The 26,804-nt window shown below is 39.7% G+C and carries 25 protein-coding genes; 20 read left to right on the plus strand and 5 right to left on the minus strand.

All coding sequences use genetic code 11. The features are described from left to right. Positions 1-27: 27 nt before the first annotated feature. Entirely contained in the window at positions 28-786 is a 759-nt protein-coding gene (locus tag ACFX4X_RS11265; protein WP_061462082.1) for an IclR family transcriptional regulator, read from the minus strand. Between the two features lie 405 nt (positions 787-1,191). Between ACFX4X_RS11265 and ACFX4X_RS11270 the strand changes: the two genes are divergently transcribed. The 5 genes from ACFX4X_RS11270 to clpB all read left to right on the plus strand — a co-directional run bounded on the left by ACFX4X_RS11270 (position 1,192) and on the right by clpB (position 7,932). Further along, complete coding sequence (locus ACFX4X_RS11270; RefSeq protein ID WP_284471462.1) at positions 1,192-2,139, plus strand: fumarylacetoacetate hydrolase family protein; 948 nt, start codon at positions 1,192-1,194, stop codon at positions 2,137-2,139. Position 2,140: 1 nt separating this feature from the next. Continuing rightward, positions 2,141-2,632: a DinB family protein gene (locus ACFX4X_RS11275; RefSeq protein WP_289320812.1), complete on the plus strand. Its 492-nt coding sequence runs from the start codon at positions 2,141-2,143 to the stop codon at positions 2,630-2,632. Positions 2,633-2,662: 30 nt separating this feature from the next. Continuing rightward, positions 2,663-3,781 carry a cupin domain-containing protein gene (locus ACFX4X_RS11280; RefSeq protein ID WP_377383470.1) on the plus strand — a complete coding sequence of 373 codons (1,119 nt, stop codon included), beginning with the start codon at positions 2,663-2,665 and terminating at the stop codon, positions 3,779-3,781. A 124-nt stretch (positions 3,782-3,905) separates the two neighbouring features. After that, positions 3,906-5,105: an FAD-dependent monooxygenase gene (locus ACFX4X_RS11285; protein ID WP_377383472.1), complete on the plus strand. Its 1,200-nt coding sequence runs from the start codon at positions 3,906-3,908 to the stop codon at positions 5,103-5,105. 235 nt (positions 5,106-5,340) lie between these two features. Beyond that, entirely contained in the window at positions 5,341-7,932 is a 2,592-nt protein-coding gene (clpB, locus tag ACFX4X_RS11290; RefSeq protein ID WP_061462087.1) for an ATP-dependent chaperone ClpB, read from the plus strand. A gap of 80 nt (positions 7,933-8,012) precedes the next feature. Here clpB and ACFX4X_RS11295 read toward each other — a convergent pair whose 3' ends face one another. Continuing rightward, positions 8,013-8,204, minus strand: coding sequence for a YjzD family protein (locus ACFX4X_RS11295; protein WP_061462088.1), 192 nt, complete (start codon positions 8,202-8,204; stop codon positions 8,013-8,015). A 296-nt stretch (positions 8,205-8,500) separates the two neighbouring features. On the opposite strand from ACFX4X_RS11295, the gene ACFX4X_RS11300 reads away from it, so the two are divergent. The 3 genes from ACFX4X_RS11300 to ACFX4X_RS11310 all read left to right on the plus strand — a co-directional run bounded on the left by ACFX4X_RS11300 (position 8,501) and on the right by ACFX4X_RS11310 (position 10,615). After that, the gene (locus ACFX4X_RS11300) at positions 8,501-9,223 is read left to right on the plus strand and encodes a hydrolase (protein WP_284471457.1); all 723 of its coding nucleotides are present in this window, start codon (positions 8,501-8,503) and stop codon (positions 9,221-9,223) included. Positions 9,224-9,325: 102 nt separating this feature from the next. Further along, complete coding sequence (locus ACFX4X_RS11305) at positions 9,326-10,159, plus strand: Rossmann-fold NAD(P)-binding domain-containing protein (protein ID WP_377383474.1); 834 nt, start codon at positions 9,326-9,328, stop codon at positions 10,157-10,159. 273 nt (positions 10,160-10,432) lie between these two features. Then, positions 10,433-10,615: a ComZ family protein gene (locus ACFX4X_RS11310; RefSeq protein WP_061462091.1), complete on the plus strand. Its 183-nt coding sequence runs from the start codon at positions 10,433-10,435 to the stop codon at positions 10,613-10,615. 42 nt (positions 10,616-10,657) lie between these two features. On the opposite strand, the gene ACFX4X_RS11315 is transcribed toward ACFX4X_RS11310, so the two are convergent. Further along, positions 10,658-10,879, minus strand: coding sequence for a hypothetical protein (locus ACFX4X_RS11315; RefSeq protein WP_089363674.1), 222 nt, complete (start codon positions 10,877-10,879; stop codon positions 10,658-10,660). 201 nt (positions 10,880-11,080) lie between these two features. Here ACFX4X_RS11315 and ACFX4X_RS11320 point away from each other — a divergent pair, with 201 nt between their 5' ends. From ACFX4X_RS11320 to ACFX4X_RS11335, 4 genes are all read left to right on the plus strand, one after another. Then, positions 11,081-12,016, plus strand: coding sequence for a beta-ketoacyl-ACP synthase III (locus ACFX4X_RS11320; RefSeq protein ID WP_061462093.1), 936 nt, complete (start codon positions 11,081-11,083; stop codon positions 12,014-12,016). A gap of 53 nt (positions 12,017-12,069) precedes the next feature. Further along, positions 12,070-13,308, plus strand: coding sequence for a beta-ketoacyl-ACP synthase II (fabF, locus tag ACFX4X_RS11325; protein WP_061462094.1), 1,239 nt, complete (start codon positions 12,070-12,072; stop codon positions 13,306-13,308). 132 nt (positions 13,309-13,440) lie between these two features. After that, a complete protein-coding gene (locus ACFX4X_RS11330) occupies positions 13,441-14,211 on the plus strand; it encodes a DUF2268 domain-containing putative Zn-dependent protease (protein ID WP_061462095.1) in 771 nt (256 codons plus the stop codon). Positions 14,212-14,320: 109 nt separating this feature from the next. Next, positions 14,321-15,076 (plus strand): YjbA family protein, encoded by a 756-nt coding sequence (locus tag ACFX4X_RS11335; RefSeq protein WP_034314514.1) that lies wholly within the window; start codon positions 14,321-14,323, stop codon positions 15,074-15,076. 34 nt (positions 15,077-15,110) lie between these two features. Here the strand turns inward: ACFX4X_RS11335 and trpS are convergent, their stop codons facing one another. Further along, positions 15,111-16,097, minus strand: coding sequence for a tryptophan--tRNA ligase (gene trpS, locus ACFX4X_RS11340; protein WP_061462096.1), 987 nt, complete (start codon positions 16,095-16,097; stop codon positions 15,111-15,113). 531 nt (positions 16,098-16,628) lie between these two features. Between trpS and ACFX4X_RS11345 the strand changes: the two genes are divergently transcribed. Further along, entirely contained in the window at positions 16,629-17,807 is a 1,179-nt protein-coding gene (locus ACFX4X_RS11345; protein ID WP_377383477.1) for a putative glycoside hydrolase, read from the plus strand. 56 nt (positions 17,808-17,863) lie between these two features. On the opposite strand, the gene ACFX4X_RS11350 is transcribed toward ACFX4X_RS11345, so the two are convergent. Beyond that, on the minus strand, positions 17,864-18,052 hold the full coding sequence (locus ACFX4X_RS11350; protein WP_061462097.1) for a hypothetical protein: 189 nt from the start codon (positions 18,050-18,052) through the stop codon (positions 17,864-17,866). A 98-nt stretch (positions 18,053-18,150) separates the two neighbouring features. Here ACFX4X_RS11350 and ACFX4X_RS11355 point away from each other — a divergent pair, with 98 nt between their 5' ends. The 7 genes from ACFX4X_RS11355 to ACFX4X_RS11385 all read left to right on the plus strand — a co-directional run bounded on the left by ACFX4X_RS11355 (position 18,151) and on the right by ACFX4X_RS11385 (position 26,431). Beyond that, positions 18,151-18,732 carry a GNAT family N-acetyltransferase gene (locus tag ACFX4X_RS11355; RefSeq protein WP_061462098.1) on the plus strand — a complete coding sequence of 194 codons (582 nt, stop codon included), beginning with the start codon at positions 18,151-18,153 and terminating at the stop codon, positions 18,730-18,732. Between the two features lie 834 nt (positions 18,733-19,566). Beyond that, the gene (gene spxA / locus ACFX4X_RS11360) at positions 19,567-19,962 is read left to right on the plus strand and encodes a transcriptional regulator SpxA (protein ID WP_061462100.1); all 396 of its coding nucleotides are present in this window, start codon (positions 19,567-19,569) and stop codon (positions 19,960-19,962) included. A 467-nt stretch (positions 19,963-20,429) separates the two neighbouring features. Further along, positions 20,430-21,098 carry an adaptor protein MecA gene (gene mecA, locus ACFX4X_RS11365; protein ID WP_061462101.1) on the plus strand — a complete coding sequence of 223 codons (669 nt, stop codon included), beginning with the start codon at positions 20,430-20,432 and terminating at the stop codon, positions 21,096-21,098. A 114-nt stretch (positions 21,099-21,212) separates the two neighbouring features. Continuing rightward, positions 21,213-22,721 carry a cardiolipin synthase gene (cls, locus tag ACFX4X_RS11370; RefSeq protein ID WP_377383480.1) on the plus strand — a complete coding sequence of 503 codons (1,509 nt, stop codon included), beginning with the start codon at positions 21,213-21,215 and terminating at the stop codon, positions 22,719-22,721. Between the two features lie 97 nt (positions 22,722-22,818). After that, the gene (locus ACFX4X_RS11375; protein WP_377383482.1) at positions 22,819-24,030 is read left to right on the plus strand and encodes a competence protein CoiA; all 1,212 of its coding nucleotides are present in this window, start codon (positions 22,819-22,821) and stop codon (positions 24,028-24,030) included. Positions 24,031-24,208: 178 nt separating this feature from the next. After that, complete coding sequence (gene pepF, locus ACFX4X_RS11380) at positions 24,209-26,026, plus strand: oligoendopeptidase F (protein WP_289337962.1); 1,818 nt, start codon at positions 24,209-24,211, stop codon at positions 26,024-26,026. 186 nt (positions 26,027-26,212) lie between these two features. Further along, on the plus strand, positions 26,213-26,431 hold the full coding sequence (locus ACFX4X_RS11385) for a hypothetical protein (RefSeq protein ID WP_377383485.1): 219 nt from the start codon (positions 26,213-26,215) through the stop codon (positions 26,429-26,431). Positions 26,432-26,804 lie beyond the last annotated feature (373 nt).

Raw genomic sequence — 26,804 nt, forward strand, 5'->3', positions numbered from 1 at the left:
GATCGCCATCCTTTTTCCTGCTTTTTTCTATTCAGCGGTAAAACCGAAAATTTTCGAAATTTCCAAATAGCTCTTTCTTAAATAATGGCTTAAGGGATCTTCGTAATGATCTGGAATGCTTTCAGTGAATCCAACGGCAGTGATCGCTCCCAATAATTCTGAATTATAATTAAAAACTGGAATGGACATGGAGGAAACAGATGGTACAAGAGGCTCTTTGGCAAAAGCTATTTTGTATTTCCGAATTTCATCATATTCATTTGTTTCTTTAAGGAACGAGCCTGTAACATGACGATCTTTTTCAATCCAGTCCGCTGTCAAGGAAGGATCCTGAAATACTGTGAATACTTTTCCTGAAGAGGATGATGGGGGGAGACGCGTACCTAACTGGGCCCCGATGTTTAAGTTTTGGTTGGAATTCCATATTTTTGCCGTGATTGGTCCATCGTATGTCCAGACGGAAAAAAGGACTGTGCAAGAGGTATGGTGACTGATTTCCTGTAAATAAGGGGTTATTCTGCTCGTGACGTCCTCATTTCCGATGGCTGCCATGCCGTATTGAATCAATTTGCTCCCAAGGTGATACATACCTGTTGTCTTATCACGATAAAGTAACTCGAGTTGAGTCAAAGTATTCAAATATTTATAGAGATTACTCTTCGTTATTTCCGTTAATTCTTGAATATCAGAGAATCTTAAAGGATTTCTTTGGGAAGCAAGTAAATCGATAATGCCCATACCTATTTGTAATGATTGGATTGTCGAACCAGATTTTACGATTTCCATATGTCAATCTCCCTAATCAGTTTAATTTAGGTCTAGTATATCAGAATCTTTAAAATTTAAATGAAATTTAGCAAGAAATACCGGAGGCTGCTTGAAGCTATCAATATACTTTCCTTTTAAATAAATAACTTTAGCGGACCATTTTATTGATTCCGAAGTAGTCATAATGGTGTAGATGATAACATTTGCACAAAAATTTGCAATACTTTCTTGACAATATTCCGAAAATTAAGTTATCATTTATATAAATAGTGAACAGTGTTATCTATAAGTGAAGTTTGTAGATGCACAGTCATTCATATTCTGGTTTGTGAAGTAAATCTAAAAGAATTATCCCGCAAATTAGGATCGTGGCATCAAGAAGAGGTTTTTTTTAAAATCGAGATTAATAAAGGAGAATGAAATATGAGATTAGTAACTTTCAGCATTCAAGGATTTAAACGTATTGGTGCAATTTACCCGAATAATGTAGTAGTTGACTTGAACTATGCCTATCAAGCGCTTCTGGAAAGCGAAGGGAAACTTCGCAGTGAACAAATCGCTGAGGCATATGTACCAGCAACAATGGAGGCATTTTTAGAGGGAGGGAATGAAAGCCTTTCCATCGCTAAAAAGGCTGCTGACTACGCAATTAACAATCGTGATTCATTCAGACATAAATTGATACATCCAATTGAAGATATAAAGCTTGAGGCACCTGTCCAAAAGCCAGGTAAAATTATTTGTGTAGGACATAACTACCGTGAGCACATTGCTGAAATGGGCCGCGAATTACCGCCATTCCCTGTGGTATTCGCAAAGTTCGCCAATGCAGTAATCGGTCCGCAGGATGACATTCCGTTTTTCCCGATTTCTGAACAACTGGATTATGAAGCGGAATTCGCTTTTGTAGTCGGACAAAAGGCACGTAATGTTTCACAAGAAGATGCACTTGATTATGTAGCGGGTTATACAATTGCCAATGATGTTACGTATCGTGATATCCAAAGGCGTACACTTGAATGGCTTCAAGGGAAAACGGTTGAAGGAAGTGCTCCGATGGGTCCTTGGTTAGTCACATCCGATGAACTATCCGATCCATCTGGCTTAAATGTCCGATTAACTGTAAATGGTGAGGAACGCCAAAAAACGAATACATCCAACTTCGTATTCGATGTGAAATATTTAGTTGAATTCTTATCGAATTTAATGACGCTTGAACCTGGTGACATCGTTCTTACAGGAACACCTGGTGGGGTAGGAGTAGCCCGTGATCCACAAGTGTTCTTAAAAGATGGTGACGTTGTCAAAATCGAAATCGACAAAATAGGTTATCTTGAAAACCGTGTTCGACGTGTCGGGGAGGGAAAATAAAATGGCTTATCAGGAGATCGGGACATCAATCCAATCGGTTCAACAATCAATCGACCACATTCTTGAGACAGCCGCAAACCTTCCGGAAGAGACGATCCGATTAAAGCCTACAGAGGAGGAATGGTCCATCATGCAGATACTTTCCCATTTAGCTGAAGCCATTCCTTATTGGTTAGGTGAAGTGGAAACAGTAATAGCAAAGCCTGGGGCCAAATGGGGGCGTGGATTGCAAGATCCAGCCCGATTGGCAGCAGTCGGTGATATTGACAAACTTGATGTTGATGATGTCTTGAAGCAAGTGGAGGAGCTTAAATATGAAGTGGAGAGCAGGCTTGGGAATTTAGAAGAAGAAGCACTCTCTAAAGAATCGCCACACCGGAATTTCGCTAAATTCGGAAACAAACCAGTTTCTTATATTGTGGATCACTTCATCGATGAGCATGTTTCAGGACACTATGATCAAATCAAGCGAAATCTTTCTAAAATCCAGTGAGGAAAGATAAAAAAGAAAGTAGGGATTAATATGGCTGAAAAATCGGAATACATGAACAGTACAATCGTAAAAGATTTTACAAAGGATATCCAGCAGTATAACCTTGGGCCTCTGTGGGAAGCCATTCCCGCCCTGATGGACCATGAACCTAAACCTCATGCCCATGCTTATTTATGGAAAGAAGAGCTTTTGACAAAAAAGTTGATGGAAGCAGCAGAAATCTTCACACCTGATCGAGGAGGGGAGCGCAGGGCCATTTATTTTCAAAACCCTGGCTTAACTTATCGTCAGCCATGGGGATGGGCTTCGACAACACAAACACTTTACGCAGCGGTTCAGCTGTTGTTGCCAGGTGAAGTGGCTCCTTCCCACCGTCACTCTCAAAGTGCTCTTCGTTTCATTACGAATGGTAAAGGTGCCTACAGCATCGTGCAGGGAGAAAGGATCTTCATGGAAGAAGGAGATTTCTTGATCACGCCGAAAAACCTATGGCATGGTCATGGTCATGGTCATGTTGGCGAAAAACCGATGATTTGGATGGACGCCCTTGATATTCCAACTATCTATTCCATAGGCGGCACTTTCTTTGAACCATACCCAGACCGGATTGAAACGCCTAAACGGCCGGATAATTTTTCGGAGCTCCGTTATCAAGGCGGGATGGTTCGTCCAGTATCCGATCGTTATTCACAAGTGGCACCGCTTGCCAACTACAAGTGGAAAGGAACCAAAGCAGCGATAGAAGGATTAATGAACTTTGAACCAGATCCATATGAAGGTTTTGCAGTGGAATATATCAATCCTTCAAATGGACAAACGGCCAATCCGACGATGGGGGCATGGATGCAGAAACTTCCAAAAGGTTTCCATACCAAAGCACATCGCCATACCCATTCCACAATCTATCAAGTGCACCAAGGTTCAGGCTATACGGTCATTAATGGAGTGCGTTTTGACTGGTCCAAGGGAGATTATTTCGTCGTTCCGAATTGGGCTTGGCATGAGCACATTGCAGAAGCGGATTCTTACTTATTCTCGGTAAACGACCTACCGATAATGGAGAGATTCGATTTAGAACAGCAACAGGCATTTGAAGCAAACAATGGTTACCAAAAGGTTGAAAGTGAATTCAGGCCGGTTTTGGTTTGAAAATAATCTGTTTGCAGCTTTCATCTTGTTCCTGATGAATATATATCCCAGTCGAATGAAAACGCTTACTTATATATTGTTTCGCAACTTTGGCTAAAAGCAACTAATTTAGGGGGAATTGATGATGAACACAGAAAAAAAACCATTCATCGTTATCGGTGGGGGAATTGGCGGATTGGCAACTGCTTTAGGAATCGCAGAAACAAAACAGTATGTAAAAGTCTTGGAGCAAGCTCCCGAATTTGGTGAAATTGGTGCAGGGATTCAGCTTGCAGCAAATGCCACCAACGTTTTACAGCGTTTAGGCGTCATGGATAAAATCAATGAAATTGCAGTATTTCCAAAAAGATTGGTGCTGATGGATGCCTTTTCCGGCAAAGAGCTTTCCGCTTTGGATTTAGGTGATGTTTATAAGGAAAGATATGGAGCACCGTATGTTGTTTTGCATCGTTCCGATTTGCATAAAGTACTGGCTGAAGCCTGTGAAAATAACCCGTATATCGAACTGGTAACGAACCAAACGATTATTGATACAGTGGAAAATGAAGGGGAAGTGACGGTTACTTCTGCCAATGGGTCCCAACATTCAGGAACGGCTGTCATCGGAGCTGATGGATTATGGTCCAAAGCACGGAAACTTTTTGTCGAAGATCAACCGGTCTGCTCGCAATATGTTGCATACAGAGGAGCGATCCCGATGGAAGAGGTTACGAGCCATGGAGATTTAGATGATGTATATATGTGGATTGGACCAAACCTTCATCTTGTTCAGTACCCGGTTAGAAGGGGGGAACTATACAACCAAGTAGTCGTGTTCAAAAGTTCTCAATACACGGTAGAAAACGAAAAAACAGATCAATGGGGAACCCCGGAAGAAATGGACCGTATATTTGCCGGAACTTGTGAGCTTGTTCAGAATGCGATTTCATTTATTCAACGACAACGCCGCTGGCCGATGTATGACCGATTACCAATTGATAATTGGACAAAAGGAAGAATTACGCTTACGGGCGATGCTGCACACCCGATGCTTCAATACTTGGCACAAGGGGCTTGCCAGGCGTTAGAAGATGCAGCTTATTTGTCGGATATGCTTCATCAGCATGGAAATGACATTGAACAGGCATTTTTGGAATATCACGAGGAACGCATTCCGCGTACGGCTAATGTTCAAACAAGCGCAAGAATTTGGGGGGAAATCATTCACAATACGACCGATGCAGGCATTCTGCTCCGAGATACGATTCTTACAGGTCGCACGGACAAGGATTTCCAATTCGTCGATCAATTTCATGGTTACAATAAAACGGCCGTGAAAGCATAATCCGTTTTGTTTCATCTAAATACTGTGCTAAGGCATTTTATGCATTTTACAAATGGGTCTGGCCTTTCTTCTATATGAAGAAAGGTTTTTTTCGTTTATCCTCCATACCTCCCTGCATTTTTTATAACTTTCCTTTACATAGGGGAAATTAGAAGTATAATGAAAATATAAAGGTCAAAGTTGGTCAAACCAAGAGTGAATTCGTTCATGATATAGATGAATGGGAGGTTTTAAGATGGATATGAATAAAATGACGGAGAGAACCCAACAGGCATTCATTGGCGGCCAGGAACTAGCCAAAGATAGAGGGAATCCAGAGCTGACGGAGCTTCATTTATTAAAGGCCTTAATGGAACAGGATGAAAGTTTATTGATCAGGATTTTATCGGAATCTGATAAACCGATGAATCAGTTTGATATAGGGCTTAATAGAGAATTGGATCGATTACCGGAAGTGAGTGGGAGTGTTTCTGAGGTTTACATGTCATCCTCCTTACAGAAAATTTTGACGGTTGCCGAAAAAGAAATGCAGAAGTGGGAAGATGAATATTTATCTGTGGAACATTTGCTGCTGGCGTCCTTGAAGGGCAATAACACGAATATAAACAGACTATTCTCATCACATGGAATCGATTACGAAAAAGCAAAACGGATTATACAAGATGTAAGGGGGAATCAGCGGGTGACTAGTCAAAATCCTGAAAGCACATATGAAGTACTGAAAAAATACGGCAGAGATCTTGTTGCTGAAGTTAAATCAGGGAAGGTCGATCCAGTCATCGGTCGTGATGCGGAAATCAGAAACGTCATCCGGATCCTATCACGTAAAACAAAAAATAACCCCGTATTAATTGGAGAACCTGGTGTTGGTAAGACAGCGATTGTCGAAGGATTGGCGCAAAGGATCGTCAGGAAGGATGTCCCGGAAGGATTAAAGGACAAAACCGTTTTTTCACTAGATATGAGTGCACTTGTCGCAGGGGCAAAATTCCGCGGTGAATTTGAGGAACGTCTTAAAGCGGTATTGAATGAAATTAAGAAGAGTGATGGAAAAATTCTTTTATTCATCGATGAACTGCATACAATTGTCGGTGCTGGCAGAACGGATGGCGCACTTGATGCAGGGAATATGTTAAAGCCGATGCTTGCGCGTGGCGAGCTGCATTGTATCGGTGCAACAACCCTTGATGAATATCGACAATATATTGAAAAAGATCCGGCTCTAGAACGCCGTTTCCAACAAGTTCTGGTTCCGGAACCAGATGTGGAGGATACGATTTCAATTTTGCGTGGGCTAAAAGAACGGTTTGAAATTCACCATGGTGTCAGGATTCATGATCGGGCGATCGTGGCTGCCTCTGTCCTTTCGAACCGATATATAACGGAGCGATTTCTGCCGGATAAAGCAATAGATCTTGTGGATGAAGCCTGTGCGATGATCAGAATGGAAATCGATTCAATGCCATCTGAGTTGGATGAAATCACGAGAAGGGTCATGCAACTTGAAATTGAAGAAGCGGCCTTGAAGAATGAGGAGGACCCTCAAAGCAAAGCTAGACTGGAAGTGCTTCAAAAAGAACTCTCAGAACTCAAGGATCAAGCGAATGGCATGAAAGCCAAGTGGCAAATGGAAAAGTCGGCGCTTCAAAAAGTGCAGGATCAACGTGAGGAACTTGAGAAGTTGCGTCATGAACTGGAACAGGCAGAGAATGACTATGACCTTAACCGAGCAGCGGAACTTCGGCACGGAAGGATTCCACAGCTTCAAAAAGAGTTGGATGCCATGGAAGATGAATTGGAAAAGGAAAAACAGGAATCACGGTTGCTTCGCCAAGAAGTGACGGAGGAGGAAATTGCCTCGATCGTTGCAAGGTGGACGGGGATTCCTGTAAGCAAGCTGGTGGAAAGTGAAAGGGAAAAGCTGCTTCGACTATCTGAGATCCTTCATGAACGAGTAATAGGTCAAGGGGAAGCGGTGGAACTCGTATCCGATGCTGTATTAAGGGCAAGGGCGGGAATTAAAGATCCAAACAGACCGATTGGTTCATTCATTTTCCTGGGGCCGACGGGTGTGGGTAAAACAGAACTCGTAAAAGCTTTGGCAGAAACGTTATTCGATAGTGAAGAACATATGATTCGTATCGATATGTCGGAATATATGGAGAAACATTCCGTGTCCCGTCTTGTTGGTGCACCTCCTGGATATGTTGGATTTGAGGAAGGAGGCCAACTAACGGAGGCAGTTAGGAGAAACCCATACTCGGTCGTATTATTGGACGAAATTGAAAAGGCGCATCCGGAAGTCTTCAATATTTTGCTGCAAATGTTGGATGACGGGAGGATAACAGACTCCCAAGGTAGAACCATAAACTGTAAAAATACAGTGATCATCATGACTTCAAATATCGGTTCCCATTTCTTGTTGCAGTCCAACCGAGTGGATGGTGGAATTGAAGAAGAGATAAAAGATCAAGTCTTTAAAGAATTAAGAGGGCATTTCCGTCCGGAATTTTTGAATCGGGTAGATGATATTGTTTTATTCAAACCGCTTACTAAACAAGAAATCGTAGAAATCGTAGAAAAAATGGTTTTTCAATTACAGGTAAGGTTAACTGAACAAAATATAAACCTTAATGTCACTGAAGCGGCCAAGGAATTCATTGCGGACCAGGGATATGATCCTGTATATGGGGCCAGACCGTTGAAGCGATTCATCCAAAAGCATCTGGAAACGAAGATCGCCCGTAAAATCATAGCTGGCACAGTTGGACTGAATGAAGAAGGAATAACGATTGATTATGATGATGATGAATTGGTCCTCATATAAAAAATTTGAAATGGAGTTTAACCGTAAGCAAAGTACGGTTAACAAAAAGGACATCCTCAATGGATGTCCTCTTTTGCTTCTTAATGTTGATGAGAGTCTTTTGCTGGCCCAGCAGGCAAAATAGCAGGGATGATGCAAATCAGGATAGCAGCAGCTAATCCTAAAATCGTTCCCTGTTTAGCATCGTATGAAACTCCGATCATGGAAGAAACAACATATACAGTCATATGCACTAATAAGAATGTCCAAAAAATTGCCCAAGCATAACGCATCGAATTTCACCTCATTCCACTACATTCATTTTTATCTTACCATAATTAATATACAGTTAAAACGTGTTTTTAATAATAACCTTTAAATAATTCATACATTAAATCATAAGAGAACTTTTCAGGCACAGTCCAGTTGGTACCAAACGTCAAATGGAAAATCATAGGACCCAATATAAAACAAAATCATCACCATTTGGTTAATTTGGGATAAGAAGTTAGGTATTTCCACTGACCCTTTCTATTTTTCGTCATAAATTAATATAGTAGTAGTAATATTCCTTAAAGGAGTTTGACCGATGGAACAACGAACTTTTCAAATTGATGACCAATGGAATATCATCTATTATCCAGAGCGGCCCAGTGGTTTTTCCGTATTGGTAATTGGAGACCGTAGTCATTTTGTCGAAAAAGACAGCAGCTTTTGGCTGCAGCATCCTGGCAGGTTGGAGATATTGGAATATTTAAAGGAATACGGATACACTCTATTTTCATCCAATTTTTACGGAGCCAACTGGGGAAGCCCAAAAGCATTGAACCTTTCCCTTAACCTATATATTCTCTTCATGAAAAAAGAAATAGTCAATCAAAGGGTTCATATATTGGCAGAGGGGTCAGGAGCGCTCCTTGCCTTAAAGCTAATGAATGAACTTGGAAATAAAATACGTTCAGTTGTATTGATTGATCCGGTTTTTTCCTTGAAAGCACAACTGGAGAAGGAAAAGGAAAATAAGTTCTTCTATAAAAAATGGCTGTCCGAGGTCGCTACTGCATACGAGCTCGATCCACCAGAATGTGAACAGCATATTATGGACACTGAAGATCCAGTGATTGCTGAGAAAATCCCCATGAAAGTGATTCAGGTTTTTGGAAGCATGCGGAAAGAGCAAGCCTCCCTTTATCGGCAAATCCAACTGGCTAGAAAAGCAGACTTGCAGCTGACGTATTTATTACCGGAAAAACGGTATAAAATCCCCTATCAAATACAGAAGTTTTTCAATGAGAATGAAGAGTCTTTATGAGAATGGATATATTTCTACAATAGTTTGCATACGATACAGCATCTAAAAAAACTAGACGTGCCGGATGAAGTGGGCTGGATGGCATACGAGGGGGCTGTATTTATGCAAACGTACATTGTAATAGGTGCTTATCAATTTGTGGGATTCTATGTGGCTCAATACTTTTTGAACCAAGGGGAAGAAGTAATCGGAATTGATTGGACTGATTCCGAAGCAAGTAAATATATTATGGAAGAAAAGGAACTTGAAATAGGTAGAAGTTCAAATTATATTTACTTTCCGATAAATAAACTTAAATTATTGGATATTACAAAGCAGGACACTGTGTTCATATCTTGTTACGATATTCAAAGCGGAAAGATGGGTAAAATCGATTTTCTTATAGACGAAATCGTTTTCTTTATTGAAAAATGCAAAAAAAATGGCTCGAATGAAACGCCAAATTTTGTTGTTTTCATGCCAATTGAAGAAGAGGTCAGTATTTTTCAATCCATATTAAGCTCGATTCGTGGAATTGATTCTGCAAAAATCATATTTTTACCCACGATTTATGGGCCTTGGCAATCGGAAGGCATGAGCTTTGAAGCTGGGATCAATCAACTTGGTCAGTCTGATATCAAACCGGCGATTGCTAACGAATATACTGGGGATGCTCTCTTCATCACTGATTTTGTGAATGCTTTGGAAGAAGTGCTTACTTCCTCTTCCGATAGGGATATCCAATTGTGCAGCAGTATAGATGATCATTGGAATAAATGTGCAAAGTTAATATTTGGTGAAAGTTTGGGTTCATTCAATTCCCAATCAACAACTAAAATCAATAAAGGATCAATATTTGAGGTGCCTAGCAAAATAGATCCAGAAGAAGGCATTGCTTTACAAAGAAAACATAATAAACGATTAAACTTACTTAAAAAGTGGAGAAAGCGTGATTGAAGAGGGAATGGCTGGATAATCCGGATAATCAAATTTGAGGGCAATTATGAACAAAGAACATTCGAATCACAATTTTTTTGTGATCGAGTACTTTCGTTATTTAAGAAGGTCAAAACTGTATATTTGCCTCTAACTTATATGTTTTGTACTATAATGTTCAAGGACCGAAATTAATATCAAATGATATTCATGATATTATATTTATGCCCTTTACGAAAGGGACATCTGGAATTATGATAATATTGATATTCAAATGATAGGGGGAAACACAAAATGAGTTCAGATAAAACTCTTGAATTTATGGGGATCGCCATGAAGTACTTCCCTGAGGCTAAAGCGAAGCTTGAAGCAAACGGGATTCCATTCTCAATGGAGATGGCAGAGCCATTCATGGAGCTCTTTAAAAACGTAATGCAAGAAGCTTATGAGCTTGGGAAACAAGATGCTCAGCGTTAATTAAACGTAGGCTGTCCAAATAAAAGGACAGCCTGCATTTTTTTATTCTTTTTTCAAGAACTTGGCGATCAATGGGTTCAGATTAATTTTATCAATGGCCGGTTTGTATTGACCGTATAAGCCCATCAATGTTTCAACGCTCTCCATCAATTGCATGTAATCAACATTCGATTCCTCTTGTTGGGGTTCACTTTTCCTGCCAAACATCAAATTCGAAAAATGATCATCCTGGTTACTCCGGTTGTTGTGATTGAAGATGTCCACAATAATTCCTCCTTTTCTCCTTTTATTTATAATGTATGTCCCTAAAATCCCTTGTCATAGGCATTTGTCCGACTTCAGTAACGGATTCTTTTATCCTTTCAAACTGTTATCTCTTGCAAGGAGGTGTTTTTTTATATAAAATTAGTACCAGGTAATAATAGATGCTTATAATAACTCATTAAAATATAAGGGGATGGCAAAATGAACGCTGGAATACTAGGGCTTGGCCGCTACTTACCCGATAAAATCGTTACAAATGCGGATTTAGAGAAAATGATGGATACCTCTGACGAGTGGATCCGGACTAGGACAGGTATAGAGGAAAGAAGAATTGCCAATGATGACATTGAAACATCAGATATGGCTTATGAAGCCGCAAAAGCTGCATTGGCAAATGCAAAAATTTCGGCTGAAGAGATAGATTTAATTCTTGTAGCTACTGTTACACCGGATCAGTCGTTTCCTTCTGTCGCGTGTATGATTCAAGAGAAATTGGGAGCGAAAAGTGCAGCTGCAATGGATGTAAGTGCTGCATGCGCTGGTTTTATGTATGCAATGATCACTGCACAGCAGTTCATTAAGACAGGTGCATATAAGCATGTATTGATTGTCGGTGTTGAAAAACTTTCGAAGGTAACCAATTGGGAAGACCGCAATACTGCTGTACTATTTGGTGACGGAGCGGGTGCAGCTGTACTTGGACCTGTTTCGGAAGGCAAAGGGATCCTTGCCTTTGAATTAGGCGCAGATGGAACTGGTGGGAAGCACTTATTACAGGATGGAGATTTCATTCATATGAATGGACGTGAAGTATTTAAATTTGCTGTCCGTCAGATGGGGGAATCCAGCCTAAGTGTGTTGGATAAAGCTGGATTAACAAAAGAAGATGTGGATTTGCTTGTACCGCATCAAGCAAACATACGCATTATGGAATCCTCAAGGGAACGCTTGGGTCTCCCGATTGAAAAAATGACAAAAACGGTTCATAAATATGGAAATACTTCTTCAGCGTCCATTCCAATGGCCCTTGTGGAAGAAATGGAAGCAGGAAGAATCAAGGACAACGACCTAATTATCATGGTCGGTTTTGGTGGTGGCCTTACATGGGGCGCTATCGCTCTTAGATGGGGTAAATAAAAAAAGAAGAAGCAAAACATAAAAGCTTTAAAAAAAGGAAGGAGCCATTTCTAATGACTAATCGTCGTGTAGTTGTAACAGGTATTGGAGCAATATCACCAGTTGGTAATGATGCAGAAACTGGATGGAAGAATATAATCGAGGGGAAATCAGGAATAGGTCCTTTAACTCGTTTGAATGCTGAAGAATTCCCTGTTAAAGTTGCTGCTGAAATCAAGGAGTTTGATATAGAGACATATATTAATCGTAAAGAAGCGCGTAAGATGGACCGTTTTACCCATTATGCAATTGCTGCGTCCGTTATGGCATATAATGATAGTAAGCTGGAAATAACGGATGAAAATGCAGCACGTGTCGGAGTCTGGATCGGTTCGGGTATCGGTGGGTTGGAGACACTTGAGACACAGCATGAAAACTTTTTAAACAGAGGGTATAAGCGGGTGAGCCCATTTTTCGTACCAATGATGATTCCGGACATGGCTGCTGGCCAGGTGTCTATCTTACTGGGTGCTAAAGGAATCAATTCATGTACGGTAACAGCCTGCGCAACAGGAACAAATTCAATTGGTGACGCGTTTAAAGCCATTCAACGGGGCGACGCCGATGTGATGATCACAGGCGGAGCAGAAGCGCCAATCACAAAAATGTCGGTTGCGGGCTTCTGTGCAAATACGGCTTTATCGACCAACCCTGATCCACAAACTGCTAGCCGTCCTTTTGATCTGAATCGTGATGGATTCGTAATCGGGGAAGGTGCAGGGATTATCGTTCTGGAAGATCTGGAACATGCATTGAATAGAGGGGCCAAGATTTATGCTGAAATAGCTGGGTATGGATCAACTGGAGATGCTTTCCATATAACGGCTCCGGCACCTGGTGGGGAAGGCGGGGCAAGGGCGATGAAAATTGCTATTGAGGATGCAGGTTTGAATCCGGAAGACATCCAATATGTGAATGCCCATGGAACGAGTACGCCATACAATGACAAATATGAAACAATGGCAGTCAAAGAAGTCTTTGGCGATCATGCTAATAAACTAGCATTAAGTTCAACTAAGTCCATGACAGGCCATATGTTAGGGGCAGCCGGTGGGGTCGAAGCAATATTCACGATTCAGGCAATCAGGGACAGCATATTGCCTCCAACGATCAATATTGAAACACCAGACCCTGAGTGTGATTTGGACTATGTTCCGAATAAAGCAAGGAAGTGCGAAATTAATGCCGCCATCAGCAATTCACTTGGATTCGGTGGACATAACGCTACTATTCTTTTCAAAAAATATCAATAAATTAAATTGAAGGTAGAGCAGATCTCTTGGGATCTGCTCTTTTTGTGTTATAGAGGTTATGCAAGGGATATAAAAGTGTCAACCGCCTTTTTAAAATCATACGATAGTCTAAAGAAGCGGGGGTGTATAGAAATGGGAGTTATTTTAACTGATGAGTGGATGAAAAAGGATTTCAACCGCCCTGTCCAGATGATGGAAAGACTTAAAAGTACATTCAACAATACCCTTGATGCGAATATGATTTATCATCATTTATTGAAGCATGGTATGTATTCGCCAAATAAAAAAACGAAACTCACATGGGAACATTTAAAAGAAAATAATGCATGGGAAAAAACACAAAGCCTGTTTACTTCTTATAAGAAACTGTGGGGAGGGCCTGATGTTCCCATATATATTTTTCCGCTCATGTCTTCAGGGATGTGGAATAAAATGGTTGAAACGAAGTCAGGATTGGCATTTAAAGATAAACTATTCCTTTTTTACGACAAGGGTATAGCTGAAAAGGAAATGGAGGCCATATTGATCCACGAATATCATCATGTCTGCCGATTACATCATTTGAAAAAGGATCAAAAAGAATTCACTCTTCTTGATACGATGATCATGGAAGGACTGGCGGAAAGAACGGTGGGTAAATATTTAGGAGCAAAATATTTAGCGAAATGGACTAAATTATATCAGGAAGATAAACTGCGAGAATTTTGGAGCAAGCATTTACAAGAAAAGCACACAATAAAACGTACAGATCCTCTTCATGATGTCCTTCTGCTTGGAATGAAAGGATACCCACATATGCTTGGATACTGTAGTGGTTATTACCTAGTGAGAAATTCTGAAAAACTCTCTGTGAAAAAATCATTCATTATTCAATCTGAAGAATTCTTATCGAAAAAGAACTAATTATATACGTTCTTTTTTTCTTAATCTGTTTTCTGGAATAGGAATAAATTGTATGGTTCCTGCCTATACTGATTGACAAACAGAAATTTGTTTAAGTGAGGGATGAATGATGTTATATCTTCATGATGTATGGGTTAACTGGTTTGAAGGAGAAGAAAACGGCTATAATATTTGTCATTTTCATGAATGGAGGAAGGATGATGGGATCGAGCTACTAGATCAAGTTCCTTTGTTGAAAGTGTCATCAACATTGTTCCACTACATAGAAAACGACTTGTCAGAATTACCTAAGCCATTGCTGAATGATGTGTATCAAAAAGCATATGCAAGGAAAAATCATGAACGAATTCAGCTTGACTATTGTTTTATCGTGACTGATGGAAATGGAATTTTAGCTGTTGATACGATAGGTTATCATATTCCGATTAGGAAAAGCAGAATAATTCCCCGGCAGGAACAAATTGTTTATGACATGATAGAAAACCATGATGAGATGGATTACACCTTTACTGAAAAACCTACATCTGAGAAAGAATATCATATTTTATCGCCGTCTCCCTTATTCATGAATGGGTTGACAAGAAAAGAAAGACAGCTTAAGCAATTACTATTCATGGCCATGGACCAATTATTCACGGCGAAAAACACTGCTGAAATCCGCTATTGGTATACAGAATGGGCTCCTGAAAAATATGAAAGCATTCAAGAAATGGATTTTCAGATAGCATGGCTTGAGTTATATGAAGAAATGAAGGAAGGCTGGTCAGAGAAGCACCTTCAACTTTGTGAAAACTTGGTGAAGGGGCAGCCTTTTTTTGAAAAGCTTTGGCAAGTGGAGGCTGGCGATAGCCCATCGATATTATGAACAAAAAAGACGATCCGATGAGGATCGTCTTTTTTTATCTCTTTCTGCCAAGTCCCATGCCATTATACATTTTTCTAATCATCTTATTGGCTTCAATGTTCGCTTTTTCTGCACCGCGGTCAAGAATTTCATCCAATTCTGGTGAATCGATCAATTCATGATAGCGTTCCTGGATTGGCAGGATTTCCCCAAGAACCACTTCAGCCAAATCACTTTTAAAGTCACCATAACCTTTACCTTCATACATCTCTTCAATTTCTGAATAGGTTTTCCCACTGAAGATGGAGTATATGGACATCAGGTTGGAAACACCGGCTTTGTTTTCCTTATCGTAACGGACAATGCCTTCGGAATCGGTAACAGCGCTCTTGATATTTTTTTCGATTTGCTTCGGATCATCCAATAAGGCAATCGTTGCCTTTTTGTTAGGATCCGATTTGCTCATTTTCTTGGTTGGTTCTTGTAGGGACATGATACGTGCCCCTTCTGTAGGGAGGCTGATTTCCGGGATTTTGAAAATATCATTGTGCTTTCTATTGAACCGTTCAGCCAAATCGCGAGTCAATTCAAGATGCTGTCTTTGATCTTCCCCAACAGGAACTACATCCGTACTATAAAGGAGAATATCGGCTGCCATCAGCGGCGGGTATGTAAGCAATGCTGCAGAAACCCCCTCTTTGCCAGCTGATTTATCTTTAAATTGTGTCATTCGCTCAAGTTCACCAATATAGGAAATACTCTGTAAAATCCAGCCTGCCTGAGCATGCGCAGGTACCTCTGATTGAATGAAGATTGTATTCTTTTCTGGATCGAGGCCAATGGCCAAATATAAAGCGGCCAATGTTTTAATGTTTTTCCTTAATTTAAGGCGATCTTGTGGAACTGTAATTGCATGCTGGTCAACAATACAAAAGAAACATTCATATTCATTTTGTAAGTTAACGAATTGTTTCATGGCTCCGATGTAATTTCCTAAAGTAACGGAACCGGATGGCTGTATGCCGGAGAAAATCCTTTTCAACTGCTAGTCACTCCTCTAAATGCGTTTATTGATCAATGGATATTCGCTCTTCATTATTGTAAGGATAAATAGAAAATGAATCCACTTTCTTTGAAAGAAATGTGCGCCTTGAAAGGGGAACGCTCATTTAAATCTCGTGGAAGGCCGTTTTGTCCTGTATCGATGCCATTCTGAGAATACGAATTGTCCACTATAACTGTATTTTAGCATTTATTCATATTAAATGTATAATCGAAACGGCAATAACGCCACTGGAACGGATTTTTCGTCTGTTTGTATCGATCAATGAAAGCAACAAGGTAAATAAAACCGTTTTATATATTTCACCTTGAGCAGGTGATTTTAGGGAAAGATACATACAAGGGAATACGTGCTGGAAACGTGTTTGCATCCAAGTGTGTTTATTTATGGCAGAGTTTTTTTAATTATTTATAATATATAGGAGTAAAGTTAAATGGTTGTGGTATTAAAGAAAGGGGTCTATTTTTATTTATTGAATATTGATGACTGATGGCGAATGAGGTGGAGGAAATGAAACAAAGAAGTAAATGGTTGATGACAGGTATGTGCATATTCCTGATTCAACAGCCAGTTCATGCACAGGACATGAACGAAACCAGGCAGGTAGCATTAGAAAATAAAGAACTGCCTGTGAATGCACCGCGTTTTGTTTTTGATTCGGGGTTGAAATTCGCCTATCCGGATGCTGTGCGTGGAATATATGTGACAGGGCCTGCAGCGGGTGGCAATAAATTGAATGAACTTATTAAATATGTAGATGAAACCGATTTGAATGCGATGGTCATTGATATTAAGGATGATTGGGGGAACGTAACGTATAAGACCAAAAATCCCGATTCTCCATATGCCGGGATTGGTAAAGACTACATAAAGAATCCTAAGGCAATGCTGAAAAAATTTGAGGATAAGCAGATTTATCCGATTGCAAGGGTAGTTGTCTTTAAAGACTCACTTCTGGCTAAAGAGAAGCCTGAATTGTCATTTTTAGATGGCGAAGAGGTATGGAAGAATGGTAGAGGTGAAGCCTTCGTTAACCCATTCTTAAAAGAGGTTTGGGATTATAATGTCGGTATTGCCATTGAAGCGGCAAAAATGGGTTTTAAAGAAATTCAATTTGACTATGTCCGTTTTCCCGAAGGATTCGAAAATAAAGAAAATGATTTGAAATATGATATCGGTGAATATGATGAAGCGAAAGTGAGTCATACAGCTAAAAGGGTTCAGGCAGTGACGGACTTCGTAAGTTATGCGAAGAAACAACTGGAGCCATATGGTGTGGAAGTGTCGGTGGATATTTTTGGATATGCGGCTACGTTACCTGAAGCCCCTGGAATTGGACAGAACTTCACTAAAATCTCTGAGAACGTGGATGTAATTTCCTCAATGATCTATCCAAGTCATTGGACATCTTATTTTGGTATCGATAAGCCTGATTTGGAGCCCTATAATCTCGTTAAGGAATATGCGAAATTGGAAAATGGGAAGCTGAAGGAATTAAAAACCCCGCCAACTTCAAGACCTTGGCTTCAAGATTTTACTGCTTCGTATTTAGGAGAAGGGAATTACCAAAGGTATGGCAAGAAAGAAGTGGAAGCCCAAATAAAAGCGTTAAATGATAATGGGATTGATGAATATTTATTATGGAATGCAGCAAATCGATATACAAAGGGAGTGGATTATACCCCATGAAAAAAAGGGGATGGCCTTAAGGAATATCCTTCCGGTCATCCGATTTCTTTCTAAAATTACCGCTTTTTATTCCCGCCAACTTGATTCCACCCTGACTGAATTCGTCTCGATTGATCGAAAATATGAGAGTGACGTTTCCCTCCAAACCATTTTTCGCCGATACCATTCGTCACAACGCCATTTACGGCAGTGATGCCAATAACGCAAGCTGCGACTAAAACAAAGTCAATAAAGTAACTGAACATCCAACCCCCCCAATATTGTTTTAAAGCTATTTAAGTTCCATTGTAGTGGATAAGAGAAAATCTGGAAAGAATAAACTAGCAAAAGAGGAGATTAAATCATGAATTGGTATGAAAAACTAAACCAGTATTTCCCCATTGAAGAAATGAAGTCTAAAGAACATATTGAAGTTCTCTTAGAAGATAAGCAGGAAATATATATAAAGGATGAAGGTCCCGACCATGTTTTATTGTATGTGGAAGGGGAAGAGTTTATATTCGTTGATTACCTATTTGTATCAAAGAAATCAAGGGGGCAGGGATTAGGAAGGAAATTGATCCAGAAATTGCAAAAAAAGCAGAAAACGATTTTGCTGGAAGTCGAACCAGTTCAAGAAAATGATGATGATACATTTAAAAGGCTGAGATTTTATAAAAGGGAAGGATTCAAGCATGCTTCTTCGATTTCCTACAGCAGAAAATCGCTTGCCACCAAAGAGAATACTCCAATGGAAATCTTATATTGGCCGGCAAATCCATCTGTTGAAGAAGAAGACGTTTTTGATTTTATGAAAGAGATTTATTCTGAAATCCATACCTACAAAGATGACGACCTTTATGGAAAGTCTTATCAGGATGTAGAGGATGTACTAAGCTTGAATGCTGGTCAGGAAACGGATATTTTTAAAGAGATGGAAGTCTGAGAAATAGGGCCGGTTTTCGGCCCTTTCATTTTGTCGATAAGTTCGGAAGTGTCTCACCCCGAACCGTAATTTTAAAACAAGACTTGGTTATCCTTCATGTATTTTTGCGCTTGAAATTTGCGACACTCCTGTCGAATAACTGGCTTGCCGAGACCCCGCAGATGCTTGCTTTGATGAGGCTTTGCAGACAGTCGGCAGGAGCGAATTTCTGAAATCAACTGGAACCTTTTTTAAAGAATAAAACAGAGGAAACTGGCTTTTTTTCGAATATGCTACAGTCTGAAAGTGCCGGTTGTTCACCTGCACATTGTGCATCTTTTGAGGAAAATGAATATTTATAACTTCTGGATGGTAGATTGTTCCCTACTTGCCGATTCTTTTGAATTCCCTTATTCACTTTTGGTATTATATGTGCTAAAAGAATGGTTTTTCTTGTAAAAGGAGGAATTTGCTTTTTATTAAAGAAAATATATTAACATGATCTTGTTTATTGACAAGGATTGGGGGTAAATAAAAGTAACGAGCAAATTGACAAAATCATGAGGGCTGAATTGAGAGTTAAATGAGAATGGTAGGTAGGTATTTTCAATTAGAAAAAGTGATTTCAATGTATTACATAAAAAAACGAAATAGCTATAGTACAGGCTAAACAAGAAGTTTAAAAGGATTTTTTCAAATATCAAAAAGGGTATTCATTTTAAATGAATTAGTGTATAATAAACAATATGAAATACTTATTTAAAATTATTTCAAATTAGAGTGGTACTTATGAATACTAATAGTAGATTTCCCCTCATAGATCACCGATTCTATATTTAGGGAGTGTGAGTAAACATGGTAACATTATATACATCACCTAGTTGTACTTCATGCAGAAAAGCAAAAGCATGGTTAGAGGAACATGAGATTGGATATAAAGAAAGAAACATTTTTTCTGAACCGTTGTCAATTGATGAAATTAAAGAAATTCTTCGAATGACAGAAGATGGGACCGATGAAATCATTTCAACACGGTCTAAAACTTTCCAAAAGTTAAACGTAAATTTAGAGAGCCTGCCTCTTCAAGAATTATATAAATTGATCAAGGAAAACCCGGGATTGTTGAGACGTCCAATTATCCTTGACGAGAAACGGCTTCAAGTAGGTTATAACGAAGATGAGATAAGACGCTTTTTACCACGTAAAGTCCGAACCTTCCAGTTACGGGAAGCGCAACGTATGGTCAACTAATAATGTCTTTCAAGCTCTGCCAGGAATTGTGCAGGGCTTTTTCTTTATACAAAACCGATTTTTCGTCCAATTTTAGATCCATGGGCGACAGGGATGTTTGGCATCTCAAGCAAGTCCCTATAGCCGGTCATCATTTAAAGATAAAATAAGAATGCAATTAACCATCGCATGTATATAATAAGGCATAAACGGCGGTAAGATTAAAATTAAAGCATGCATTGTGATAGTTGCATACGGATGAATTATTTTATAGAATGAATGGAATATTAGGCAAACAATTGTTTTTTAGATAAGTAATGTTTTTTATTTCCCTTCTTCAAGGTTTTGTCATAAAATGATGTAAAATAGTATGCTTTAATGACTATCATGATTTACAGTATTCACTTACGGGTAAAGAGCTTTTAAGAGCAATTTTCGCTTGGGGGTTATTATCCCTTCAAAATGAGAAAGGAAGGGAGAGGGGAATCATGGAAATCGAACGCATTAATGACGATACAGTTAAATTTTATATTTCCTATATAGATATTGAGGAAAGAGGCTTCGATCGCGAAGAGATTTGGTACAGTCGTGAGAGAAGTGAGGAACTTTTTTGGGAAATGATGGATGAAGTGCATCAAGAAGAAGAATTCATGATTGAAGGACCTTTATGGATTCAAGTTCAAGCCCTTGAAAAAGGCTTGGAGGTTTTGGTCACAAAAGCCCAGCTTGCCAAAGATGGTCAGAAACTCGAGCTGCCTCTTTCAGATGATAAGTTTAAGGAATTGAATGTATCAGATAAGATGGATACCCTTCTTGATCAACATTTTCATGGTAAGGATGAAGAAAGCGGTATAACATTCGAAGATGGTATGATTGAATTCATCACGACATTCGAGGATTTTGAAGATGTCATTTCATTAAGCAAGCGTCATGGCTTGGATGACTGGACGACAAAACTTTATGTTTATCAAAATAAATATTATCTTTATATCGAGTTTTCCGAGGCGGAAATTGACGAGGAAGAAATCGATAATGTGTTAAGCCTCTTATTGGAATATAGTCAGGAGTCACCAATAACGGTGCACATGCTTGAAGAGTACGGGAAAATAGTCATCGAAAATGATGTATTCACAACGGTCGATAAATATTTCGCATAGACTGTTGAGGCCGATTTCAGTAGAAATCGGCCTTTTCGTCCAAGAATAAATGTTTTTACCTTAAGCAGGGAGGTTTTTAAATGTGCCTGTGTTTGTTAATTGGAGGTAGTCCAGGTGAAGAATATAGTTGGCATAAGTCTGCTAATTCTCTTGTTGGTCGGCCCTTGGTATTTTCTGACAAGTGAAGTCGATGGTAGGCTGATTTTTTATTCTAGCCTTATAATGACCCTGTTCTTGGTGATAATTGGATCCATCATTTTCCTGGAAAATCGGGATCCCATCCAGACCATAACATGGCTTCTTATGTTTGGCGCTTTCCCATTCATCGGTTTCATTTTTTACTTTTTGTTTGGCCGTAATTTTCGGAAAGAGAGGATATTTCGCAAGAAGTACTTTTTGGATAAGCAAAGTTTCGTGAAAATAAGCGGAGAAGCGGAATATAATGATCGAATTAAGGAAATGGGAGAAAACTCACAGCAGTTATTCACGCTTGCAAATAGGCTAGGGAATAGTCCTATTTCATTTACGACTGAAACCCGGATTTTAAGGAATGGTAAGGAGACTTTCTCCAATATCATCGAAGAATTAAAAAAAGCCAGACATCATATTCATTTAGAATATTATATAGTTAGGGATGACCGCATTGGCGGTGTTCTAAAAGATGTCTTGATACAAAAAGTAAAAGAAGGGGTAGTGGTCCGTTTTCTCTATGATGCGGTTGGTTCTTGGAAGTTAGCTCGCGCCTATATCGATGAACTGAAGAATGCTGGAGTCGAAATGGTAGCCTTTGGTCCGTTGCAGCTCCCTTTATTAAATAATAAATTCAACTTTCGTAACCACCGTAAAATAATTGTGATAGATGGCTCTGTCGGTTTCATGGGTGGCCTCAATATTGGGGATGAATATCTGGGACATGATCCGAAATTCGGTTTCTGGCGTGATACGCATCTTCTCGTAAAGGGGGAAGCGGTCAGGACTCTACAGCTCATATTTCTGCAGGATTGGTATTATAGCACCAATAATAGCTTTTTAACGGATGAATACCTCCTGACCGGCATGCCGATCAATGATGGGCATGGCGGAGTTCAATTGATTGGCGGAGGGCCGGATAGTGAGTGGACGATCATTAAGAGCATTTTTTTTAAGATGATTACTTCAGCAGAAAAGTCTGTCTGGATTGCATCTCCCTATTTCGTTCCTGACGACGATATCCTTCAAGCATTGAAGGTAGCTGCTTTAAGTGGTTTGGATGTCAGGCTGCTCGTCCCAAAGAACCCCGATAAGCGAATTGTATTTCATGCTTCGAGAACCTATTTTCCCGAATTGCTTACTTCGGGAGTTCGTATATTCCAATATAATGAAGGCTTCATGCATAGTAAAATCATCATCGTTGATGACCAAATGGCCTCAATTGGGACAACCAATATGGATATGAGAAGCTTTCACTTGAATTTCGAAGTCAATGCCTTTCTCTACCGGACGGAAAGTACACAACAGCTGGTAAATGATTTTTTGGAAGATATAAAGGTATCCCAAGAAGTGGAAATCAATGCGTTTTCCAAACGGAATTTTGGATTGAAAGTGTTGGAATCCACTTGCCGATTGCTTTCCCCCCTTCTTTAGATATTACTTTTCCTTTATGCCGATCAGGCATTTTTTTTTTGAAAATTAAAAGGAATCCATTGCTATGCAAGCGAATGTAGTGGTGAGGAGGAGATGTATGTTAACTGCGATAAAGAGTGATGGGACTTGGATTACCCTTCCTGAAAAGATACCGGCAAACTTGCTTGCTGAATGGAGAAAGTCAACAGATTATTATTGTCCCTGCTGCAAGACGGAAATGTCGATTAAAGCAGGAAACGTCAGGGTCCCGCATTTCGCCCATAAAAATAATTCTTCATGCCGTGCTTCTTCAGAACCGGAATCCGCCTATCATTTAATGGGAAAAAGAAAATTGTTTCAGTGGTTTTCATCACACGGTTATCAAGTGGATCTAGAAGCCTACCTGCCCGAAATCAAGAAAAGGGCTGATATCTTAGCTACGATAGGAGGTAATCGCTATGCAATAGAATTTCAATGCTCAGTTATTCCGGAGATTGAATTCATTGAACGGACAAGAGCCTATCAAAGCGTAGGCATCATGCCAATTTGGATCCTCGCTGCAAAACGCCTAAAAAGGAAAAGCATGTATGAATTCAGTTTATCCGGATTTCAATGGCTCTTCGTCACCGGCAGTTGCCACCATCCGTTTCTTTGGATGTATTGTCCGGAAACTAATCATTTATCAGTATTGAAGAACCTCACTCCTTTTACCCCTAGAACCGTCTTTGCCGAATTGACGACTGCTTCTTTAACGCTCCTACCCCCTAGTCGGGCATTGCCCCAAAACTGCTTCCGTTTCCCTTTTCTGCCTGCGTGGAGAAACAAACGAAAAGACTGGACCCTTCATCGTGTGAAAACTGCACGGAGAAGCGATCCTTTTTTCGAAGGGCTCTATTTACATCATATTACACCTGCGGCAATTCCCATTGAAGTGGGTGTTCCCGTCAGAGGGATGCTGTTGATTGAAACTTCCCCGATTGAATGGCAGGCATGGTTTTACATGGATGTGTTTCAAGAGAAAAAACCTGGGGAAAAGATTTCTATGGCTGATATTATCCACTTTTTTAAGAAGCGCTCAAAAAAGGGGGAAATAAAGTTCAGACCGTTACCATTGCTTCATGAAAAACCCGTGGAATATCCTTTAGATCAATATATCAAGCTATTAGAGAAATTGGGTTACATTTCAAAGGAGGAAGAGGGGGTATTTAAAGTTGAAAAGGCATTTTCCATTCCCTTCACCAGTGACCACGGTCAAATGATGGAAAAAAATTTCTATGATAAGCATAAATTGATGATGGAAAAGGGGAATATCCAGTATAATCGGGGATAACATCTCTATTTATCTTGAATTCAGATGAATTGGCAGGATTATTTTTGTTAATGGAGAAATAGTAATAGGAACGAGGATTTAAAATCTTTAAGGAAGCATGAAGCTGTTTGAAGCATTGATCCGGTTTGGTGATTGTTAGCTGAATGGCGAGTTTTCTATAGAATGGAGAGGAATTTTAATGGCACAAGAAACTAAAGTGAATGCATTACCCTCAAGAAGTGAAATAGCTGCGGAAGATACTTGGAGACTGGAAGATATCTTCGCCACCGAAGAAGATTGGGAAGCTGCTTTCCAAGCAGTAAAAGAAGATCTCAAGAAAGCGGAGGGACATAAAGGGACTTTGGGCGAAAGCGCAGAAAAGTTATTTTCGGCTCTTCAACTCCAAGATGAAGTATTTGAGAAGCTAGGGAAAGTTTATTCTTATTCACATATGCGCAATGATCAAGATACAACCAATCCTTTTTATCAAGGGATGGAAGATCGGGCAAAAGCTTTATACGCCCAGGCAGCGGCTGCGTTTTCATATATGGTTCCTGAGCTATTGAGTATTGACGAAAGCAAAGTGGAAGGGTTTTTGGAAGAAAAAGAAGAATTGAAATTATATAAACATTCATTAGAGGAAATCAATCTTCAGAGACCCCATATCCTATCTGCCGAGCAGGAAGAATTATTGGCACAAGCTTCAGAAGTACTCGATGCATCAGGCAATACTTTCGGTATGCTTAACAATGCTGATTTGAAATTCCCGACCATCAAGGATGAAGAGGGAAATGAAGTGGAAATAACTCATGGAAGGTATATCAGTTTTCTTGAGAGTGAAGATCGCCGTGTACGTGAGGAGGCATTTAAAGGGGTATACAGCAAGTATGGTGAGTTCCGTAATACATTTGCTTCAACCCTGTCAGGTGAGGTGAAAAACCATAATTTCAATGCCACAGTCCGAAAATATGATTCAGCACGCCAAGCGGCGTTAAGTAGCAATAACATTCCGGAGACAGTATACGATAATCTCGTTAAAACAGTCAATGACAGCTTGCCGTTACTGCACCGTTATCTTGATTTACGTAAAAAAGTACTAGGATTAGAAGAACTTCATATGTATGATCTATTCACTCCGCTTGTTAAAGAAGTGAAGATGGAAGTGACATATGAGGAGGCCAAAGATTATGTCCTAAAGGGGCTTGCTCCGCTTGGGGAGGACTATTTGAATGTTTTGAAAGAGGGATTTGAAAACCGTTGGGTCGATGTGCATGAAAACAAAGGGAAACGAAGCGGTGCCTATTCTTCTGGTACATACGGGACGAATCCATATATTTTAATGAACTGGCAAAATAACGTCAATAACTTATTCACGCTCGTTCATGAGTTCGGGCATTCGGTCCATAGCTACTATACGCGTAAATATCAGCCTTACCCATACGGTAATTATTCTATATTTGTAGCGGAAGTTGCCTCGACTTGTAATGAAAACCTGCTGAATGATTACTTACTCAATACAATCGAGGATGAAAAGAAGCGCATCTATTTATTGAATCATTATCTAGAAGGTTTCCGTGGAACATTGTTCCGCCAAACGATGTTTGCGGAGTTTGAACATTCCATACATTTAAAAGCTCAAAATGGGGAAGCGTTGACAGCTGATATGTTAACTAAGGAATATTATGAGCTGAACAAGAAATACTTTGGTGAGAATGTGACAATTGATGAAGAAATCGGTTTGGAATGGGCACGTATTCCACATTTCTACTATAATTACTATGTTTATCAATATGCGACTGGAATAAGTGCAGCAACAGCATTAAGCAAGCAAATCCTTGAAGAAGGAGAGCCCGCTGTCAAAAGGTATCTGGAGTTCCTGAAATCAGGAAGTTCTGATTATCCGATTGAAGTACTAAAAAAGGCAGGGGTCGATATGACAAAAGCCGAGCCTGTACAAGAAGCCATGAATGTATTCGAAGAGAAATTAAATGAGTTGGAAGAGCTTTTGAATAAATAGGATTCGAAAGGGACCCGAGCGGCTGAACTGCACCCCAATTGTTAGACACCATCTAACAATTGGGGTGCTATTTTTTATGACAAAATATTCATTAGAGTTATAATTAAAACTGTCCTTGCTTATTTAGAAGGAGTTGACTCATTTAGATCTGTCGCCAACCAATTTAATACCAATTATGATATGAAGATGGATGTACTAAAACTATATGAACGATTTTGGAGTGTCAAGTACCCAAACGGCTGCTGGTATAATATTGCTTCTCCCTCTACTATGGATAAGTGGCTAAAGCAATTGGGGGAGAACGGGATTGACGATCTTGAACCGAATAAAAAGGGGCGTCCATCCATGAAAAAAGAAACGAAGAAAATACCAGTAGAAGGATCCATTAGAGGCTTTACAGGCTGAAATGAACGTCCAGAGAATGCATATTTAGTTGAGAGCCTTAGTTCAAGAACCCGAGATTACCGGGTTCATGCCCCTCAAGACTGCCTAATTAAATAAATGTCTAACTTTTTGGGTTTACTTCAGTTTTGGTCCCTTCTTCTCTTATATGAATATCCGTTATAATCCTTTAAAACGATTTCTTTGATTTAAGCTGTGAAGAATAATGAAGAAAACAAAAAATAAAATTGGGGAGGTGAAATACAGAGGAATGAGGTGCATGATACCGAGTAGCTGAACGAATAGCGACCCTATTAAGAGTATGAGTAGAATAAAGCCTTTCAATTTGGTCACCTCCAACCTGACAGCAGTATATGATCATCTGCTCCTTTATTAG

Origin of the sequence: Peribacillus sp. YIM B13481, assembly GCF_042787985.1 — a bacterium.
GTDB lineage: Bacteria > Bacillota > Bacilli > Bacillales > DSM-1321 > Peribacillus > Peribacillus simplex_A.

Coding starts and splice junctions, on each gene's coding strand:
- ACFX4X_RS11355 (WP_061462098.1), top strand. CDS start 18,151: ATGAATTGGTATGAAAAACTAAACCAGTATTTCCCCATTGAAGAAATG.
- clpB (WP_061462087.1), top strand. CDS start 5,341: ATGGATATGAATAAAATGACGGAGAGAACCCAACAGGCATTCATTGGC.
- ACFX4X_RS11320 (WP_061462093.1), top strand. CDS start 11,081: ATGAACGCTGGAATACTAGGGCTTGGCCGCTACTTACCCGATAAAATC.
- pepF (WP_289337962.1), top strand. CDS start 24,209: ATGGCACAAGAAACTAAAGTGAATGCATTACCCTCAAGAAGTGAAATA.
- ACFX4X_RS11300 (WP_284471457.1), top strand. CDS start 8,501: ATGGAACAACGAACTTTTCAAATTGATGACCAATGGAATATCATCTAT.
- ACFX4X_RS11345 (WP_377383477.1), top strand. CDS start 16,629: ATGAAACAAAGAAGTAAATGGTTGATGACAGGTATGTGCATATTCCTG.
- ACFX4X_RS11330 (WP_061462095.1), top strand. CDS start 13,441: ATGGGAGTTATTTTAACTGATGAGTGGATGAAAAAGGATTTCAACCGC.
- spxA (WP_061462100.1), top strand. CDS start 19,567: ATGGTAACATTATATACATCACCTAGTTGTACTTCATGCAGAAAAGCA.
- ACFX4X_RS11305 (WP_377383474.1), top strand. CDS start 9,326: ATGCAAACGTACATTGTAATAGGTGCTTATCAATTTGTGGGATTCTAT.
- ACFX4X_RS11310 (WP_061462091.1), top strand. CDS start 10,433: ATGAGTTCAGATAAAACTCTTGAATTTATGGGGATCGCCATGAAGTAC.
- ACFX4X_RS11280 (WP_377383470.1), top strand. CDS start 2,663: ATGGCTGAAAAATCGGAATACATGAACAGTACAATCGTAAAAGATTTT.
- ACFX4X_RS11385 (WP_377383485.1), top strand. CDS start 26,213: ATGGATGTACTAAAACTATATGAACGATTTTGGAGTGTCAAGTACCCA.
- ACFX4X_RS11335 (WP_034314514.1), top strand. CDS start 14,321: ATGTTATATCTTCATGATGTATGGGTTAACTGGTTTGAAGGAGAAGAA.
- ACFX4X_RS11295 (WP_061462088.1), bottom strand. CDS start 8,204: ATGCGTTATGCTTGGGCAATTTTTTGGACATTCTTATTAGTGCATATG.
- ACFX4X_RS11275 (WP_289320812.1), top strand. CDS start 2,141: ATGGCTTATCAGGAGATCGGGACATCAATCCAATCGGTTCAACAATCA.
- ACFX4X_RS11350 (WP_061462097.1), bottom strand. CDS start 18,052: ATGTTCAGTTACTTTATTGACTTTGTTTTAGTCGCAGCTTGCGTTATT.
- ACFX4X_RS11270 (WP_284471462.1), top strand. CDS start 1,192: ATGAGATTAGTAACTTTCAGCATTCAAGGATTTAAACGTATTGGTGCA.
- ACFX4X_RS11375 (WP_377383482.1), top strand. CDS start 22,819: ATGTTAACTGCGATAAAGAGTGATGGGACTTGGATTACCCTTCCTGAA.
- fabF (WP_061462094.1), top strand. CDS start 12,070: ATGACTAATCGTCGTGTAGTTGTAACAGGTATTGGAGCAATATCACCA.
- ACFX4X_RS11265 (WP_061462082.1), bottom strand. CDS start 786: ATGGAAATCGTAAAATCTGGTTCGACAATCCAATCATTACAAATAGGT.
- ACFX4X_RS11285 (WP_377383472.1), top strand. CDS start 3,906: ATGAACACAGAAAAAAAACCATTCATCGTTATCGGTGGGGGAATTGGC.
- mecA (WP_061462101.1), top strand. CDS start 20,430: ATGGAAATCGAACGCATTAATGACGATACAGTTAAATTTTATATTTCC.